This is a genomic window from Buttiauxella selenatireducens, assembly GCF_031432975.1.
GTDB lineage: Bacteria > Pseudomonadota > Gammaproteobacteria > Enterobacterales > Enterobacteriaceae > Buttiauxella > Buttiauxella selenatireducens.
In genome coordinates this window covers 2404118-2421310 of record NZ_CP133838.1, presented here as the reverse complement: position 1 = coordinate 2421310, position 17193 = coordinate 2404118, and the positions used below count along the sequence as shown (strand labels likewise).

The following is a 17193-nucleotide window of genomic DNA, read 5'->3' as shown; positions in this document are numbered from 1 at the left end:
CTGCACTCAGTGTTGTTTCATCAATTCGACGATGCGCTGCTGGCTTTTCTCGAGCGCCGGTGCGGTAGCTTGTTTGCCCACCGTCACACCGTTGACCATTTCGCTAAGAATCGCCGAACCGGTGATATCGCCCATGCGGGTAAAGTTTTTCTCCCCTACTGAGCCAAACACCTGCACATTCGGGAACTGGGCAATCAGCTCGGCGGGCAATGTGCCGAAGGCTTTGATCACCGGATTGTCTTTGTAGGTTGGCGTTTGTACGACGGCTTTGGTGACCGGCAGTGCGGCACCTGGCGACATCATCACCCAGTCCGCCGAGTTCTGTGCCTGCTCCATAAACGAAACAAATTTCTCCGCCGCTTCCGTCTCTTCTTTGGTCTGGCCGGAAGTAATGGTCAGCGAAGTCAGCATGCCGTAAACCGCGGCAGATTTTTCCGTCGGCACCACGAAGCCGAGATCTTGCGGCGCTCCCTCTTTATAGAAAGCAGGCAGGATGTAGGTGGAATAAACGGCCATCGGCGCGGTACCGTTCATGAAGGCGTCTTTAATTTCCATCACGTCGTTGGAGCCAGGCATGGTGAAGCCCGCCAGGTCGCGATAGAAATTGAGTGAGGCCAGCATCTCTGGCGAGTCAACGGTGACTTTGCCTGCCGCATCAAACACGTTTGCCCCGTTGGAGAGTGCGAACTGCGAGAAAGTTTGCTCGGTCATGACGCTTTCAGCTGTTGGCAGCGCGATGCCGTACTTTTTCTCGGCTGGGTGCGTCATGGTGCGTGCGGCATTCAACAGTTCCGTCCAGTTTTTCGGCTCGCTGATACCCGCTTTCGCCAGCGCGGATTTGCGGTACCAGATGCCACCCAGCCAGGCGCTAATCGGCACGCCAGTAAAAGCCTTGCCGTCTTCGGTGCGCACGATACGCAGCACGCCGTCATAGAAATTGCTTTCGCCAACCTGCCCGACCACTGTCCGCACCGCATCGCGGTCGATAAGCTGTTCTTTGTCCATGACTTTGGCGTAATCGTGGCTGACTTCGATAACTTCCGGCAGCGCACCAGAACGGGCAAGCGTAATCACTTTGGTGTTATAGGCGTCTTCTTCAACCGGCACCTGTTTGACGACAATCTGCGGGTTCTCTTTAGTAAAACGCTCAATCAATTGACTAATAACCGCCTGACGTTCCTGCTCTACCGACGAATGCATAAATTCAATCGTGACCTGCTGCGATTCATCCTGTTTACAACCCGTAAGCAAAGCAGCGGCTATCAGTGCTGATAACAGCACCGTTTTGGACGTATTCATGGTTATTCCCTTATATTAATAGCTAAGCCATAACACCTGAAAAGGCTGCATGTCGTAAGATTGCTTTCCGTTTATTTCCAGCCCGGTAATTAAATCTTCAAAATTATTATCTGGCAGCATGTAGCGCTGTGGCTCGCGACTTAAATTAAATAGCGCCAGGACATTATTACCCTTTACTGAACGACGTTTAATGACCAGCAAGCTGTTGTTCATACATTGCGTTTCGAAAGAACTATCAGGATGGAAAACGTCCTGTTTTTTACGAACATTAATCAGGTGTGATAATTTTTTATAGACCTGTTCACGTAATTCATTTTCACCGGATAATTGGTTTTCTATATCTTGCAGGTTATATTTTTGGCGATTTATCGCCCGATTGTAACCCAGGCGTTCAACACCCGCATAATCGTTACGCGAACCAAGAATACTTTGAATGTATATTGCCGGAACGCCGGGGAATGCCAGTAAAATAGCGTGCGCAAGGATAAATCTCGCAAGACGCTCTTCGTCACTGCTATCCCGTCGATTCAACGCATCCATATAAGTCACATTAACTTCATACGGGCTACGTGTGCCGTCCGGATTATTCTTCCAGTTAACTAATGCGCCCTGCTCCTGCAACTCATTCACCAGGTTCAGGATGTCTTCTTCAGGCAATATTCCGCGTAACGGATTGAGGCCAATACCGTCGTGTGAAGCAAGGAAGTTAAACCAGGTGGTATTGCTGTTTTCAGCGGTTTCTAAAGACGTAGCCCATTGACTTAGCACCTGAGCCGAGCCGGTGTGGATAGCATGCAGTATCAACGGCGGCAGTGGGAACTGGTACACCATATGCGCTTCGTCATGGCCGTTACCGAGGTAGGAAATATTGTCTTTGTGCGGAACGTTGGTTTCGGTAATCAGCACTGTGCCAGGCGCGACTTCATCGACAACAGCGCGGAAAAGCTTAACGAGTTGATGCGTTTTTTCAAGGTGAATACAGCGGGTGCCGGGCGTTTTCCACATATATCCCACTGCATCCAGGCGAACATATTCTGCCCCTGCTTGCAGGTAATGCAGCAAGACATCAACCATTGCCAGCAGTACCTGCGGATTGGCAAAATTGAGGTCGATTTGGTCGTCGCTGAAGGTGGTCCAGATATGTTGTTTTGTGCCATCTGAAAGAGTAAATGGTGATAACAGTGGTAATGCACGAGGGCGTGTAACGGCTGATAAGTCAGATTCTGGATCAACCGATATAAAGAAATTCTTAAACTCAGGGTTCCCTTCCAGATATTGCTGGAACCAACTGCTTTTCGCTGATATATGATTGCAAACAAAATCAAACATGAGCCTGGTTGATTTATTTAACTTTGCAATATCGTCCCAACCGCCACATACAGGGTCAACCTGATGATAATCAATTACCGAAAAACCATCATCTGATGACCATGGATAAAATGGCAGAAGATGTATATGTGAGAAACTCTTACTTAGCCATTGGCTATAAAAATCACCCAGCGTTTTTAAGGTTTTATCATTCTGGTGATGAAATTGATCAGCATAGGTAATGAGCACGACATCGCTTTCATCCCAATCTTGCTTGCGGGTTTTCATACTGACATGCTTGCCCTGCTCTACCCGCGAAATAAAAGCGTCTGTAACTGATTTATTTAACGTGTCGTCATAAATTGAAGACAGTAATTCTTTAATTTTTTGCATCTTAAGTTTTCTCATGGGAGCGGTACCACGGAAAGCGAGACTACTCCCGGTTTATTTTTCTGTCAACGCAGCGAGAACTGAAGATTAATATTTGTGAGGTAACGCAAATTAAAATGAAACGGCAGAGAAAGGAAAGGTAGATCGGGGATTGTTCCGCTCAAAACGAGCGGAACGGGCAGGCATGGAGCGTTACTTCACCGATGGGCTGTTGTAACGCGCTGAAACTTTGCGCAAAATTTTTGCCATCATGGGTTCAAGAATGAGCGCCAGCAGCATTTTCAGTGGACGACGCGCCACGGATTTAACCGCCCATCCCGCGACGCCTGCCGGACCGTAACGCAGGGCCGTCAGCAACACTAATTTGCCGACAATTTTCAGGCCGGGTTTGGCTTTCTGCGCCGTGGTGCGAAATGTTGCCATGGGATTGAGTCTCCGAGTGTTGAAATGCTGCTGTGATCTTGCCAGGTCGCCCTCACCCCGGCCCTCTCCCCCAGGAGAGGGAGAATCTCACCTTCAAGGGAGAAATCCGGTCTATTCCCTCTCCTTCAAGGAGAGGGTTAGGGTGAGGATGGTCTACAACTGACGAAAACGGCTACGTAACGTGAAAGTATCAGAAGTTATATAGCGCTCCATAGAACGCAAACGTTGTTCACCCGCCGCTAATTGGGCATCGACTTCGTCGAGTAAATCACGGCTAGTCGGTTGCGGCTTTACCTGGTCTGCACCCGCAGGCATCGGATCAAGGATGAAAGTCAGGGCGATGTAGGCCACGATGACAAAAAAGAACAGGCCAAAAATCATCGCTAAAAAAGTAATCAGGCGTACCAGTTTCACCGGAACATCAAGGTATTGTGCGATACCTGCACACACCCCTTTCACCATCCCTTTTTCTGGGATACGCCATAATTTACGACCGGAAAATGAATTAACCATTATTTGTCTCTCCAGTTCGGATGTTCTGCATCCAGGATCTGCTCCAGCGCCTGAATACGTTCACGCATACGACGAGCATCGTCAGTCAGTTGTGCCAATCGTTGTTGTTCGCCCTGAGAAAGATGCCCGCCGTTTTCAGCGCGGTTGTTGTAATGCAACCACAGCCAGATGGGAGCGACAAACAACACAAAAATCGTTAACGGGATGGCAATAAAAAGCGCGCTCATGTGTACTCCTTTTACAAGTCAGGCGAACTGCGGCATACGCCGCAGTTGCTAAAAATTAACCACGATCCTGATTGTTCATTTTAGCTTTCAGCGCAGCCAGTTGTTCGCTGATTTCATCGTCTGCTTTAAGTTCAGCAAACTGCGAATCGAGGCTTTTTTGTTTGCCAAAACTGTGGCTTTCCGCTTCAGATTCCATCTGATCGATACGGCGCTCGAAGGATTCAAAACGTGCCATCGCTTCGTCGATTTTTCCGCTGTCTAACTGGCGACGAACATCACGTGAAGAAGATGCCGCCTGATGACGCAGCGTCAATGCTTGCTGGCGCGCGCGGGTTTCGCTGAGTTTATTCTCAAGCTCGCCAATCTCTTTTTTCATACGCGCCAGTGTTTCATCAACATGCACCACTTCATCTTCCAGGGTGGCGATCATGTCGGTCATTTTTTGTTTTTCGATTAACGCTGCACGAGCCAAATCTTCTTTATCTTTACGCAGCGCCAACTCCGCTTTTTCTTGCCATTCCGCTTGCTGTGCGGTTGCTTGTTCTACACGACGGGAAAGCTGTTTCTTTTCAGCCAACGCACGTGCCGATGTGGAACGTACTTCAACCAATGTGTCTTCCATTTCCTGAATCATCAGGCGCACCAGCTTCTGCGGGTCTTCTGCTTTCTCAAGCAGTGAGTTGATGTTGGCATTCACGATGTCGGCAAAACGAGAAAAAATACCCATAATTCAATCCTCTTTAGTCATTATTTCAGGTGCCTGGCACCTTGCTCGAAACACTTTCACGAAGTACATATTGCAATGGGTATGCCAACTTTTTATTTCATTGATTTTAAAGAAAATAATTAAATTTGACTCATCATTCATAACGGTTATAGTGGTTAAATTCACTAACTATTGGTTAATTTAATCATGGCAGATAGCAAAGATAACCTGATTGGCGAGGCAAACAGTTTTCTTGAGGTTCTGGAACAAGTCTCGCGGCTGGCCCCCCTCGAAAAGCCCGTGTTAGTGATTGGTGAGCGCGGTACCGGTAAGGAGTTGATTGCTAACCGCCTTCACTTCCTGTCACGCCGTTGGCAAGGGCCGTTTATTTCACTTAACTGTGCGGCTCTGAATGATAATTTGCTGGATTCCGAGCTGTTTGGCCATGAAGCCGGTGCCTTTACTGGTGCGCAAAAACGTCATCCGGGACGTTTTGAACGTGCCGATGGAGGTACGCTGTTTCTGGATGAACTGGCAACCGCGCCGATGATGGTGCAGGAAAAGCTGCTGCGTGTAGTGGAATACGGCGAACTGGAGCGTGTCGGCGGGAGTCAGCCGTTGCAGGTGAATGTGCGTTTGGTTTGCGCAACCAATGCTGACCTGCCAAAACTTGCAGAAGAAGGTAAGTTCCGCGCCGATTTACTCGACAGACTGGCATTTGATGTCGTCAAACTCCCACCATTACGCGAGCGCCAGCCCGACATCATGTTAATGGCCGAGCATTTTGCGATTCAGATGTGCCGCGAGCTACAACTCCCCCTTTTCCCCGGATTTACTGAGCAAGCGCAATTAACGCTGCTTAATTACCGCTGGCCTGGCAATATTCGTGAGCTGAAAAACGTGGTGGAACGTTCAGTTTATCGCCATGGCACAAGCGATGAGCCCGTTGATGACGTCATTCTTGACCCTTTTGCACGGCAACCCGCCCCGTCCGCGCAGGATGATAAAAACCCACTGATTTTACCGATGGATTTGCGTGCCTGGCAAAATGAACAAGAGAAAATGCTGGTGGAACAAAGCCTCAAAGAGGCGAGATTTAATCAGCGTAAAGCCGCTGATTTGCTCGGACTGACTTACCATCAACTGCGTGCTTTGCTTAAAAAACACCAGATTGTGCAATCTGAATCCTGATAAAAATGAGCCAGCGTACGAATGGCTGGCCAACGCAGCTTCTGTTTTCGTGGAGCGTGATGCCGTTTAATTCACCAAACGATGCGGCTTGAAGTGCCTCACTGAAGGCCGTAAACGCTGTAAAAAGCAGCATTCCCCTGCCTTTTTTGCAGGCATTGTTTATAAAAAAAGCAAAATAGCCTGACATATTTTGGGAAGCCCTCAAGAGTACGATACACTTTGGCTATCACCCGTGAAAACTCAAAAACTTATGCGCGCAATTGTATCTTCCCTGTTACTGGCAGTTAGCTGCCTGAGTGGCGTAGCTTTTGCTGCTCCCCCAGCGGTAACACCTGTCCAAAAGCCAGCAGATATCCGTAACAGCGGATTTGTTTATTGTGTCAGCGGTCAGGTCAACACCTTTAATCCGCAGATGGCGAGCGGCGGGTTGACTGTGGACACCCTTGCCGCACAGTTGTATGACCGGTTATTAGATGTTGATCCTTATACTTACCGCCTTGTACCTGAGTTGGCCGAAAGCTGGGAAGTGCTGGATAACGGCGCAACCTACCGTTTCCATCTACGCCCTAATGTTCAATTCCAGACGACACCATGGTTTAAACCGACTCGTGCACTTAATGCCGATGATGTGGTGTTCAGTTTCCAGCGTGTATTTAACCGCAACCACCCTTGGCACAGTGTGAACGGTGGCAATTACCCTTATTTTGACAGCCTTCAGTTCCCGGACTCCGTAAAAAGCATCCGTAAACTGGACAGCAATACCGTTGAGTTCCGTCTTGAAAAACCAGATGCGTCGTTCCTGTGGCACATGGCAACGCATTACGCATCCGTTATGTCTGCGGAATACGCCGCGCAACTGGCTAAGTCCGATCGAAAAGAGATGATGGACCGCGAGCCGGTTGGCACCGGCCCGTTCCAGATTAGTGAATATCGTTCCGGGCAGTATATTCGCCTCGCGCGTCACCCTAAATTCTGGCGCGGCGTGCCGTTAATGCCGCAAGTGGTGTTGGATTTGGGCTCGGGTGGTACAGGGCGCTTGTCGAAACTTATCACCGGCGAATGCGATGTACTCGCCTATCCTGCCGCCAGCCAGCTGACGATTTTGCGTGATGATCCGCGTTTGCGTCTTACGTTGCGTTCGGGGATGAATATTGCGTATCTGGCGTTCAATACCAATAAAGCGCCATTAAATAATCCTGAAGTTCGCCATGCGCTGGCACTGGCGATTAATAACCAGCGCCTGATGCAGTCGATTTACTACGGTACCGCTGAAACTGCCGCGTCTATTTTGCCTCGCGCATCATGGGCCTATGACAGCGACTCCAAAATCACCGAATACAATCCCGCCAAAGCCCGCCAGCAATTAAAAGCGCTGGGGCTCAATAATCTGGAATTGCGCTTGTGGGTGCCAACCAGTTCGCAGGCGTGGAACCCAAGTCCGTTGAAAACGGCAGAGCTTATTCAGGCGGATATGGCGCAAATTGGCGTGAAAGTGATTATTGTGCCGGTCGAAGGTCGCTTCCAGGAAGCTCGTTTGATGGATATGAACCACGATCTTACCCTCGCGGGCTGGGCCACAGACAGTAACGATCCAGATAGCTTCTTTCGCCCGATGCTAAGTTGCGCGGCGATTCGTTCGCAGACCAACTATGCTCGCTGGTGTAATCCTGAATTTGATGAAGTGCTGCAAAAAGCGTTGTCTTCTCAACAACTGGCGTCGCGTATTGAGGCTTACCGGGAAGCGCAGGATATTCTGGCAGAGCAGTTGCCGGTGCTGCCACTGGCATCATCGCTGCGCCTGCAAGCTTATCGCTACGACATTAAAGGGCTGGTGCTGAGTCCGTTTGGTAACGCATCGTTTGCGGGTGTTTTCCGTGAAAATGTTGAGGTGAAAAAACCATGATCATCTATACCTTGCGCCGCCTGCTGTTGCTGCTGGTGACGTTGTTTTTTCTGACCTTTATTGGCTTTAGCCTCAACTACTTCACGCCGCACGCGCCATTGCAAGGAGCGTCGCTGTGGAACGCATGGGTATTCTGGTTTGAAAGTATCCTGCACTGGGATTTCGGCGTATCCAGTATTAATGGTCAGTCGATTAACGAACAGTTGAGTATCGTGTTCCCTGCTACCATGGAACTCTGTTTGCTGGCATTTGGCCTGGCACTGCTCATCGGTATTCCTGTGGGGATGCTGGCGGGGATCATGCATAACAAATGGCAGGATAAGCTTATCAGCGCTCTGGCGCTGGTCGGTTTCTCGATTCCGGTATTTTGGTTTGCGCTGCTACTGACGATGTTTTTCTCACTGACGTTAGGCTGGCTTCCCGTCTCAGGCCGTTTCGATTTACTCTACGAAGTGAAGTCGGTTACCGGTTTTGCACTGGTTGACGCCTGGCTATCTGACTCGCCGTATCGTGACGAAATGATCATCAGCGCTATACGCCATATGATTTTACCGGTCGCCACTCTTGCCGTCGCCCCGACCACGGAAGTGATTCGTTTAATGCGCCTCAGCACCATTGACGTGTTCGACCAAAACTATATTAAAGCGGCGGCGACGCGTGGTTTATCGCGACTGACCATTTTGCATCGCCACGTGCTTCACAATGCCCTGCCTCCGGTGATCCCACGTCTGGGGTTACAGTTTTCAACGATGTTAACGCTGGCGATGATCACCGAAGTGGTGTTCAGCTGGCCGGGGCTTGGACGTTGGCTTATCAATGCCATTCGTCAACAAGACTACACGGCCATTTCTGCTGGCGTGATGGTCATTGGTTCATTGGTAATCATCGTGAACGTTATCTCCGATATTTTGGGGGCTATGGCTAACCCACTGACACATAAGGAATGGTATGCCTTACGATAGCGTCTATCGCGAGAAGCGCCCGCCGAGTACGCTGCGACTGACCTGGCGAAAATTTTACGGCGACACCACGGCGATGATTGGCCTGTATGGTTGCGGCGCGCTGGTACTGTTGTGCGTGTTTGGCAGCGTTTTCGCCCCTTATGGGATCGACCAGCAATTCCTGGGTTATCAGTTGTTGCCACCGTCCTGGTCACGCTATGGCGATGTGTCGTTCTTCCTCGGTACGGATGACCTTGGGCGCGATGTATTAAGCCGCTTGTTAAATGGCGCTGCTCCGACCGTCGGTGGCGCGTTTGTTGTGACGCTGGCCGCAGCCGTATTCGGGATCATTCTGGGTGTCATTGCGGGCTCCACACATGGCCTGCGTTCTGCGGTTCTTAACCACATTCTGGATACGTTGTTATCGATTCCTACCCTACTGCTGGCCATTATTGTCGTGGCGTTTGTGGGCCCGCATTTGGTTCACGCCATGTTTGCCGTGTGGCTGGCGCTGCTGCCGCGAATGGTGCGTTCGGTCTATAGCGCCGTGCATGACGAACTGGAAAAAGATTACGTCGTTGCCGCTCGTCTGGACGGCGCTTCAACGCTCAATATTCTGTGGTTCGCGGTCATGCCTAATACCGCCTCAATCCTGATTACCGAAATCACCCGCGCACTCTCCATGGCAATTCTGGATATTGCTGCGTTAGGTTTTCTCGATTTAGGAGCCCAGCTTCCGTCACCTGAATGGGGCGCGATGTTGGGTGATGCGCTGGAGTTGATTTATGTGGCGCCCTGGACCGTGATGTTGCCCGGAGTTGCTATAATGATCAGTGTGTTACTGGTCAACCTGCTGGGCGATGGATTACGCCGCGCAATCAATGCGGGGGTGCAATAATGCCATTACTTGATATCCGAAATCTCACCATCGAATTTATGACTTCCGAGGGGTGGGTCAAGGCCGTTGACCGTGTCAGTATGACCCTGAATGAAGGGGAAATTCGCGGTTTGGTGGGCGAATCAGGCTCAGGAAAAAGCCTGATTGCAAAAGCGATTTGCGGCGTCACGAAAGACAACTGGCGCGTCACCGCGGACCGCATGCGTTTTGATGACATCGACTTGTTACGCCTGAGCGGTCGAGAGCGCCGACGCCTGGTTGGACATAACGTTTCGATGATCTTCCAGGAACCACAATCCTGTCTTGATCCCTCCGAGCGCGTGGGTCGCCAGTTGATGCAAAACATCCCCGGCTGGACGTTTAAAGGCCGCTGGTGGAAACGTTTTGGTTGGCGTAAACGTCGAGCCATCGAACTGTTACACCGCGTCGGAATTAAAGACCATAAAGATGCAATGCGCAGTTATCCCTACGAACTGACAGACGGAGAGTGTCAGAAGGTGATGATCGCCATTGCGCTGGCAAACCAGCCACGTTTGTTGATTGCCGATGAGCCGACAAACGCGATGGAACCGACGACGCAATTGCAGATTTTCAAATTGCTGACGCGCCTGAATCAGTACAACAACACGACAATTTTGCTGATAAGCCACGACTTGCAGATGCTGAGCCAGTGGGCGGATAAAATTAACGTGATGTACTGCGGACAAACGGTGGAAAGTGCGCCCAGTGAAGAACTGATTACCACCCCGCATCACCCGTATACTCAGGCGCTTATCCGTGCCATTCCCGACTTTGGTCGTTCAATGCCGCATAAAAGCCGCTTGAATACGATGCCAGGTGCCATCCCGTTACTGGAACATTTGCCGATGGGCTGTCGACTCGGGCCTCGTTGCCCTTATGCGCAACGTGAATGTATCGAAACACCGCGCCTGACCGGGGCTAAAACACATCTTTATGCCTGCCACTTCCCGCTGAATATGGAGAGTCAGTAATGGTCGAAACGCTACTCGAAGTCCGTAACTTAAGTAAAACGTTTCGTTACCGAACGGGCCTGTTCCGTCGTCAGCATGTCGACGCAGTAAAACCGTTGAGTTTCACCTTACGTGAAAAACAAACGCTGGCGATTATTGGCGAAAACGGCTCAGGCAAATCCACGCTGGCTAAAATGCTCGCTGGCATGGTGGAGCCGACGACGGGAGAAGTGGTCATTAACGACCATTTGCTGCATTACGGTGACTACACCTACCGAAGCCAGCATATTCGTATGATTTTCCAGGATCCCAGCACTTCGCTGAATCCCCGCCAGCGCATTTCACAGATCCTCGATTTCCCGTTGCGTCTGAACACCAATCTGGAGCCGGAAGCGCGCCAGAAGCAGATTATCGAGACGCTAAGAATGGTGGGGTTACTTCCAGACCATGCCAGTTATTATCCGCACATGCTTGCTCCTGGGCAAAAGCAGCGTTTGGGGCTGGCCCGGGCATTAATTCTGCGTCCGAAAGTCATTATTGCCGATGAAGCGCTCGCCTCGCTCGATATGTCGATGCGTTCGCAGCTGATTAATCTGATGTTAGAACTTCAGGAAAAACAGGGCATAGCCTACATCTACGTGACGCAGCACATCGGCATGATGAAACACATCAGCGACCAGGTGATGGTGTTGCATCAGGGTGAAGTGGTGGAACGTGGAAGTACTGCTGATGTTCTCGCCTCCCCGCTCCACGATTTGACCAAACGCCTGATTGCCAGCCACTTTGGCGAGGCCCTGACGGCAGATGCGTGGCGCAAAGACCGGTAACGATTAATTCCAGGTGACGCTTCGCTCACCCGGCATACGCCAGATGGTTTGCAGGGAGGATAAAACTACCCTCCCTGCAAACATTAAGACTGCGCCTCAACATAGCGCGCAAAGTTATCCAGAATCGCCTGCCAACCGTTCTTTTGATGCTCAACGGGATATTGGCCGTCAGGGTCGAATTCCAGACGCACATCAACTCCCTTTTCTGCTGGCGTAAATTCGATCCGCGCCTCTCTTTCACCAAACTGATATTCGATTAATTCATACGGCACAATCTGGGTATAAACACCTGCAAAATCAAAACCCATACTGCCGTCTTTGGCTTCCATGCGAAATGAGAATGGCCCACCTTCACGAAAATCTACTGCGGCCGTCGGCGTGTGCCAGTCGGGAGATGCGGTATTCCACTGCTTTATGGCTTCCGGATCGATATAAGCCTGCCAAACCTTCTCAACGGGCGCGTCAACCCGTGTTTCGACATTGATCTTCATCATTACGCTCCACATGCTGGGTGACCAGGACACAAAAATTATCCCCTAAAGCGTAGTACGTTAATCATACTCTGGCTGTTCCGACCTCTGGTGACGTGATAACCAGTCAGTAAGGGTCGTAAAAATAAGGTGACACAACAGACGCCGAGTGGGATATAATTTCACTTTCGTGTTGAAAAATTGTGACTAATCAATCGTAACTTAATGATTTTACAGTCATAAAATAAGCAGAAACTATAAGGATTCAAAGCTATGGGTTTTCTTACCGGTAAGCGCATTCTGATCACTGGCGTCGCCAGTAAACTCTCCATTGCCTACGGTATCGCACAGGCGATGCACCGTGAAGGGGCTGAACTGGCTTTCACTTACCAGAATGAAAAACTGAAAGGCCGTGTTGAAGGCTTCGCAGCTGATCTGGGTTCAAGCCTGGTGCTGCCGTGCGACGTGGCTGAAGATGCGAGCATCGATGCAATGTTTGCTGAGTTGGCTAAAACCTGGCCGAAGTTTGACGGCTTCGTTCACTCTATCGGATTCGCACCTGGCGACCAGTTAGATGGCGACTACGTGAATGCGGTTACCCGTGAAGGCTTTAAAATCGCTCATGACATCAGTTCTTACAGCTTTGTCGCGATGGCTAAAGTTTGCCGCGAAATGCTCAACCCAGGTTCTGCTCTGCTGACTCTGTCTTACCTGGGTGCTGAACGTGCAATCCCTAACTACAACGTGATGGGTCTGGCTAAAGCGTCTCTGGAAGCTAACGTGCGCTACATGGCGAACGCGATGGGTCCTGAAGGTGTGCGCGTAAATGCCATTTCTGCGGGTCCAATCCGTACGTTGGCCGCGTCTGGCATTAAAGATTTCCGTAAAATGCTGTCACATTGCGAAGCGGTTACCCCGATTCGTCGTACTGTGACCATTGAAGATGTGGGTAACTCCGCAGCATTCTTGTGTTCAGATCTGTCTGCCGGTGTTTCCGGTGAAGTTCTGCACGTTGACGGCGGTTTCAGCATCGCTGCAATGAACGAGCTGGAACTGAAAGACTAATCCGGTTCGCAACGCGGGTGGACATCTGTCCGCCCCGTTATCATCACGCCCCCCCCTTCATCCGCCCCTCTGCACGACAAATTTCTGTTAGTTATACCTTTCCGATATTTATTATCACCGATCATTCTTTTGTCGCATTCCACGCTTACGCCAGGATAAAGCAGCGAATCAGGCCGTCAGGGGTTTCCCCGGGCTTGTAAACTCTTTGACCAAGGAACGACCATGGAACAACGCCGAATCTCTGGCAAAGGCCACTGGTATCATGAGACTCAGTCCAGCCGCAGCGACGCCGTATTACCACTGGTTCCCGAGGCCGCTTACCTCGAAGACCGTTTTTTACTCGACGTAGAATTGAGTGCTGAACAACGCACAGCAGAAGCCGCCTGGCTTTCCGTGGCTCGTGATGCCGCAGACGCTCTGCTGCCTGACAACAGCCCTGTCACCCGTTTACACACCCTAAGCAGTTATGACCGGTTGAGTACCGCGCTGACGGTTGCACAGGTATATGGCGTGCAGCGGCTTTGTAACCATTACGCAGCCCGACTCGCCCCACAACCAGGGCCTGACTCCTCGCGTGAAAGCAATCGCCGCCTGACGCAAATTACCCAGTACGCACGCCAGTTGGCCAGCCAGCCAACATTGATTGATGATATTTCGCGTCAACAGCTCGATGAAGTTGCCCTCTCGGTGAATGACACAGTGACCTTTAACCAGTTGATCGGGTTTATCGGCTTTCAGGCGCGTGTGATTGCTCTCTTCCATGCGCTTCAGGGCCTGCCTGTACGCTGGATTCCCGGGCTTGATTCCCAACAGGATGCCAGTGCGGAGTTATTCCTTGAGGGGGATAAATTGTGGCAGCCCGGATTACCGCCTGTCGAGCAACGTTACGCGAACACTTATCAGCTGGAGGTGGTGAACGTTAGCCTGGCACAACGTGCTTTAAACCCTCTCAGCTGGCTGCTGGCTCATGATGCGCCACCGCTTTCTGTCCTGAGTCAGCTAACCCACCTGTTATTCCCACCCAATGCAGCAACTCGTGACGATCTCGTGCTGGTGAACCTGCTGACGGCGCGCATAAACGGCAGTGTCAGTTGTTTTAGCGATGCGACGGATCACTGGCATGGGGAAAATGCTCTGCCCGAGGCGATACGCAATGGGGAACGTGCGTTACAGGCCTGGAGTCACAATCATCCTCGGGAGCGTGCAATTATTCAGGCTGTACGTGTATTAACTCGCGCACCGGGTAGTTTCAGCGCAGCCCAGCTTCAACCCTTATTCGAGCAGGGTTTTAGCAAGAATGAGGCATTGCGACTGCTGGTGTGCTCTGCATTATACGGTTGGTTAAATCGACTAAAAATTGGGCTGGGAAATGCCATCCAGGCATAGGATATCCCATGCTTTTAGGGTAATCATCACTTGCCGCAAAGGGTGGTTTCGCGTAAAACTGTCAGCCGCTCTTTTGGCCACGAAAACTAAAAAACATGTTCCAGGATAACCCGCTGCTCGCGCAGCTTAAACAGCAACTGCATTCCCAAACTCCACGTGTTGAAGGCGTGGTTAAAGGCACGGAAAAAGGCTTTGGCTTCCTCGAAGTGGATGCCCAGAAAAGTTACTTTATTCCGCCGCCGCAGATGAAAAAAGTGATGCATGGTGACCGCGTGAGCGCGGTGATTCACACCGACAAGGACCGCGAAACCGCTGAGCCAGAAGAGCTTATCGAACCGTTCCTCAGCCGGTTTGTTGGCCGTGTACAACGTAAAGACGACCGCCTGTCTATCGTGCCGGATCATCCGTTATTACGCGATGCGATTCAGTGTCGCGCCGATCGTAACGTGACGCATGACTTCCAGAATGGTGACTGGGCCGTTGCAGAAATGAAGCGCCACCCGCTTAAAGGCGACCGTGGTTTCTACGCTGAATTGACGCAGTTCATCACCTTCGGCGACGATCACCTTGCGCCATGGTGGGTGACACTGTCACGCCACAATCTGGAGCGCGAAGCCCCTAACGGTGTAGCAACTGAAATGTTGGATGAAGGCCTGGTGCGTGAAGATTTAACCGCCCTGGATTTCGTTACCATTGATAGCGCCAGCACCGAAGATATGGATGATGCGCTGTTCGTAGAAGAGCTGGCCGATGGCAAGTTGCAACTGACAGTTGCTATTGCCGACCCTACTGCCTGGATTGCAGAAGGCAGCAAGCTTGACAATATTGCTAAAGTTCGCGCATTCACCAACTACTTGCCGGGCTTTAACATCCCGATGCTGCCACGCGAGTTGTCTGACGACTTGTGTTCATTGCGTCCAAATGTCACGCGCCCTGTCGTTGCTTGCCGCATGGTTATCGCGCAAGACGGTACAATTGACGATCAAATTAACTTCTTCGTGGCCACTATCGAATCAAAAGCCAAACTGGCTTATGACGATGTTTCCGATTGGCTGGAAGAAAAAGGCGACTGGCAGCCACCAGGCGAGGCTATTGCTAAGCAAATCCGTCTGTTAGAGCGTGTTTGCCAGAGCCGTGCTGACTGGCGTCGTACCCATGCGCTGGTGTTCAAAGATCGCCCTGATTACCGCTTTGTATTGGGTGAAAAAGGCGAAGTGCTGGATATCGTCGCGGAGCCACGTCGTATCGCGAACCGCATCGTTGAAGAATCAATGATTGCTGCCAACGTCTGTGCAGCAATTGTGCTGCGTGAAAAACTCGGTTTCGGTGTTTATAACGTCCATACCGGTTTTGACCCAGCGAATACTGAACAACTCGCAACCATGCTGCAAGGCCATGGACTGGAAGTTGATGCGCAAGAAGTGCTGACCCTGAACGGCTTCTGCAAACTGCGCCGTGAGCTCGATGCGCAACCCACCAGTTTCCTGGACAGCCGCATTCGTCGCTACCAGTCGTTTGCTGAAATCAGCACCGAGCCTGGCCCGCATTACGGTCTTGGCCTGGAAGCTTATGCAACCTGGACGTCACCTATTCGTAAATACGGCGACATGATCAACCATCGCCTGTTAAAAGCGATCATCAAAGGTGAAACCGCGACGCGTCCACAGGATGAAATTACCGTACAGATGGCTGAGCGTCGCCGCCTGAACCGCATGGCAGAACGTGATGTCGGTGATTGGCTATATGCTCGCTTCCTGAAAGACAAAGCTGGAACGGATACTCGTTTTGCTGCTGAAATCATTGATGTCAGCCGTGGCGGGATGCGTGTTCGTTTGGTTGATAACGGCGCGGTTGCTTTTATCCCTGCCCCGTTCCTGCACACCGTTCGTGACGAACTGGTTTGCAGCCAGGAAAGTGGCACGGTTCAAATCAAAGGTGAAGTCGCATTCAAAGTCACTGATGTGATTGATGTGACAATCGCAGAAGTGCGAATGGAAACGCGTAGCGTGATTGCTCGCCCTGCCATTTAACCGCAAGTTTAGAAATCTTCTTTAAAAGCTGAACACATGTTCAGCTTTTTTTTTGCGTTGTTCTCTCACGATTGGATTTTGAGTAATAGTCACACCCGGGAAATGATTAGAGTCGTAACACTTTTTTTACTTGCTATAACGCCTAAAAAACTGACAATCTAGCGCCGAAGATTCAGATTTCCCACATATTCTGTAAAAACAATCATTTTTACATATAGTTGTTACTTTGAGATCGGTTTTATATTGCTAATATAAAGAAAGCAATTTCCGAATATCTTATAAATCATTAATTTACCTTTAAAACAATGAGTTATAAATTATCGCAACGGCAAATAGTTGCAAATATCAGCTAATTTGATGCCCCTAGCCATGCCCCTTTTACTAATTTGTCCCTTTTTTGCCCCCAAATTTGCCCCCAAAATCTTTGCTATTCTGTCACTACCTTTCGTATTTTGATGACCGGTCTTTGCCAATTTTTTGATCACCTTCAGCAGAAAATCAGGGGCTAATTTCTGGTATCGCACCGCGTTGCTATATATGATTTGATAGGCCGCTTAGTGCCCGAAGCTGGCATTTCATACAGCTTAAACACTATATGCTGGAGGCCAATACCGCATATGCGGTTGTCCCCCACTATTCCACATT

16 protein-coding genes are annotated in these 17193 nt (G+C 50.4%); 9 read left to right on the top strand and 7 right to left on the bottom strand.

Annotated elements, in window-relative coordinates; translation table 11 throughout:
- Positions 1-6 precede the first annotated feature (6 nt).
- From RHD99_RS11200 to pspA, 6 genes are all read right to left on the bottom strand, one after another.
- Positions 7-1299 carry an ABC transporter substrate-binding protein gene (locus tag RHD99_RS11200; RefSeq protein ID WP_309878840.1) on the bottom strand — a complete coding sequence of 431 codons (1293 nt, stop codon included), beginning with the start codon at positions 1297-1299 and terminating at the stop codon, positions 7-9.
- Between the two features lie 15 nt (positions 1300-1314).
- Complete coding sequence (locus RHD99_RS11195) at positions 1315-3000, bottom strand: sugar phosphorylase (RefSeq protein ID WP_309878838.1); 1686 nt, start codon at positions 2998-3000, stop codon at positions 1315-1317.
- 189 nt (positions 3001-3189) lie between these two features.
- Positions 3190-3420 carry a phage shock protein PspD gene (gene pspD, locus RHD99_RS11190; protein WP_309878836.1) on the bottom strand — a complete coding sequence of 77 codons (231 nt, stop codon included), beginning with the start codon at positions 3418-3420 and terminating at the stop codon, positions 3190-3192.
- Positions 3421-3573: 153 nt separating this feature from the next.
- The gene (pspC, locus tag RHD99_RS11185; RefSeq protein WP_183269351.1) at positions 3574-3933 is read right to left on the bottom strand and encodes an envelope stress response membrane protein PspC; all 360 of its coding nucleotides are present in this window, start codon (positions 3931-3933) and stop codon (positions 3574-3576) included.
- The gene (gene pspB, locus RHD99_RS11180) at positions 3933-4160 is read right to left on the bottom strand and encodes an envelope stress response membrane protein PspB (protein ID WP_309878835.1); all 228 of its coding nucleotides are present in this window, start codon (positions 4158-4160) and stop codon (positions 3933-3935) included. The genes pspC and pspB overlap by 1 nt, the downstream gene beginning before the upstream one ends.
- Before the next feature lie 55 nt (positions 4161-4215).
- Positions 4216-4887 (bottom strand): phage shock protein PspA, encoded by a 672-nt coding sequence (gene pspA / locus RHD99_RS11175; RefSeq protein WP_139876487.1) that lies wholly within the window; start codon positions 4885-4887, stop codon positions 4216-4218.
- Between the two features lie 171 nt (positions 4888-5058).
- Between pspA and pspF the strand changes: the two genes are divergently transcribed.
- The 6 genes from pspF (at position 5059) to sapF (ending at position 11597) form a co-directional block, all read left to right on the top strand.
- Positions 5059-6057 carry a phage shock protein operon transcriptional activator gene (pspF, locus tag RHD99_RS11170; protein WP_309878833.1) on the top strand — a complete coding sequence of 333 codons (999 nt, stop codon included), beginning with the start codon at positions 5059-5061 and terminating at the stop codon, positions 6055-6057.
- A 250-nt stretch (positions 6058-6307) separates the two neighbouring features.
- A complete protein-coding gene (gene sapA / locus RHD99_RS11165; protein ID WP_270145329.1) occupies positions 6308-7960 on the top strand; it encodes an ABC transporter substrate-binding protein SapA in 1653 nt (550 codons plus the stop codon).
- On the top strand, positions 7957-8922 hold the full coding sequence (sapB, locus tag RHD99_RS11160) for a putrescine export ABC transporter permease SapB (protein WP_309878832.1): 966 nt from the start codon (positions 7957-7959) through the stop codon (positions 8920-8922). The genes sapA and sapB overlap by 4 nt, the downstream gene beginning before the upstream one ends.
- Positions 8909-9799, top strand: coding sequence for a putrescine export ABC transporter permease SapC (gene sapC / locus RHD99_RS11155; protein WP_309878830.1), 891 nt, complete (start codon positions 8909-8911; stop codon positions 9797-9799). Before sapB ends, sapC begins: the two co-directional genes overlap by 14 nt.
- On the top strand, positions 9799-10791 hold the full coding sequence (sapD, locus tag RHD99_RS11150) for a putrescine export ABC transporter ATP-binding protein SapD (RefSeq protein WP_309878828.1): 993 nt from the start codon (positions 9799-9801) through the stop codon (positions 10789-10791). Before sapC ends, sapD begins: the two co-directional genes overlap by 1 nt.
- Positions 10791-11597 (top strand): putrescine export ABC transporter ATP-binding protein SapF, encoded by an 807-nt coding sequence (sapF, locus tag RHD99_RS11145; RefSeq protein WP_183269358.1) that lies wholly within the window; start codon positions 10791-10793, stop codon positions 11595-11597. The genes sapD and sapF overlap by 1 nt, the downstream gene beginning before the upstream one ends.
- A gap of 83 nt (positions 11598-11680) precedes the next feature.
- Here sapF and RHD99_RS11140 read toward each other — a convergent pair whose 3' ends face one another.
- Positions 11681-12091, bottom strand: a complete 411-nt coding sequence (locus tag RHD99_RS11140) for an SRPBCC domain-containing protein (protein ID WP_309878826.1) — start codon at positions 12089-12091, stop codon at positions 11681-11683.
- Between the two features lie 249 nt (positions 12092-12340).
- Here RHD99_RS11140 and fabI point away from each other — a divergent pair, with 249 nt between their 5' ends.
- The 3 genes from fabI to RHD99_RS11125 all read left to right on the top strand — a co-directional run bounded on the left by fabI (position 12341) and on the right by RHD99_RS11125 (position 16548).
- On the top strand, positions 12341-13132 hold the full coding sequence (gene fabI / locus RHD99_RS11135) for an enoyl-ACP reductase FabI (protein WP_064546403.1): 792 nt from the start codon (positions 12341-12343) through the stop codon (positions 13130-13132).
- 222 nt (positions 13133-13354) lie between these two features.
- Positions 13355-14518 carry a CMD domain-containing protein gene (locus RHD99_RS11130; RefSeq protein WP_309878823.1) on the top strand — a complete coding sequence of 388 codons (1164 nt, stop codon included), beginning with the start codon at positions 13355-13357 and terminating at the stop codon, positions 14516-14518.
- A gap of 95 nt (positions 14519-14613) precedes the next feature.
- Complete coding sequence (locus tag RHD99_RS11125; protein ID WP_309878822.1) at positions 14614-16548, top strand: exoribonuclease II; 1935 nt, start codon at positions 14614-14616, stop codon at positions 16546-16548.
- Positions 16549-17193 lie beyond the last annotated feature (645 nt).

Bases quoted from the DNA above. Each gene is read 5' to 3' on its own strand.
- sapA (WP_270145329.1), top strand. From the start codon at position 6,308: ATGCGCGCAATTGTATCTTCCCTGTTACTGGCAGTTAGCTGCCTGAGT.
- RHD99_RS11130 (WP_309878823.1), top strand. From the start codon at position 13,355: ATGGAACAACGCCGAATCTCTGGCAAAGGCCACTGGTATCATGAGACT.
- sapD (WP_309878828.1), top strand. From the start codon at position 9,799: ATGCCATTACTTGATATCCGAAATCTCACCATCGAATTTATGACTTCC.
- RHD99_RS11200 (WP_309878840.1), bottom strand. From the start codon at position 1,299: ATGAATACGTCCAAAACGGTGCTGTTATCAGCACTGATAGCCGCTGCT.
- sapB (WP_309878832.1), top strand. From the start codon at position 7,957: ATGATCATCTATACCTTGCGCCGCCTGCTGTTGCTGCTGGTGACGTTG.
- sapF (WP_183269358.1), top strand. From the start codon at position 10,791: ATGGTCGAAACGCTACTCGAAGTCCGTAACTTAAGTAAAACGTTTCGT.
- pspB (WP_309878835.1), bottom strand. From the start codon at position 4,160: ATGAGCGCGCTTTTTATTGCCATCCCGTTAACGATTTTTGTGTTGTTT.
- fabI (WP_064546403.1), top strand. From the start codon at position 12,341: ATGGGTTTTCTTACCGGTAAGCGCATTCTGATCACTGGCGTCGCCAGT.
- sapC (WP_309878830.1), top strand. From the start codon at position 8,909: ATGCCTTACGATAGCGTCTATCGCGAGAAGCGCCCGCCGAGTACGCTG.
- RHD99_RS11140 (WP_309878826.1), bottom strand. From the start codon at position 12,091: ATGATGAAGATCAATGTCGAAACACGGGTTGACGCGCCCGTTGAGAAG.
- RHD99_RS11195 (WP_309878838.1), bottom strand. From the start codon at position 3,000: ATGCAAAAAATTAAAGAATTACTGTCTTCAATTTATGACGACACGTTA.
- pspC (WP_183269351.1), bottom strand. From the start codon at position 3,933: ATGGTTAATTCATTTTCCGGTCGTAAATTATGGCGTATCCCAGAAAAA.
- pspD (WP_309878836.1), bottom strand. From the start codon at position 3,420: ATGGCAACATTTCGCACCACGGCGCAGAAAGCCAAACCCGGCCTGAAA.
- pspA (WP_139876487.1), bottom strand. From the start codon at position 4,887: ATGGGTATTTTTTCTCGTTTTGCCGACATCGTGAATGCCAACATCAAC.
- RHD99_RS11125 (WP_309878822.1), top strand. From the start codon at position 14,614: ATGTTCCAGGATAACCCGCTGCTCGCGCAGCTTAAACAGCAACTGCAT.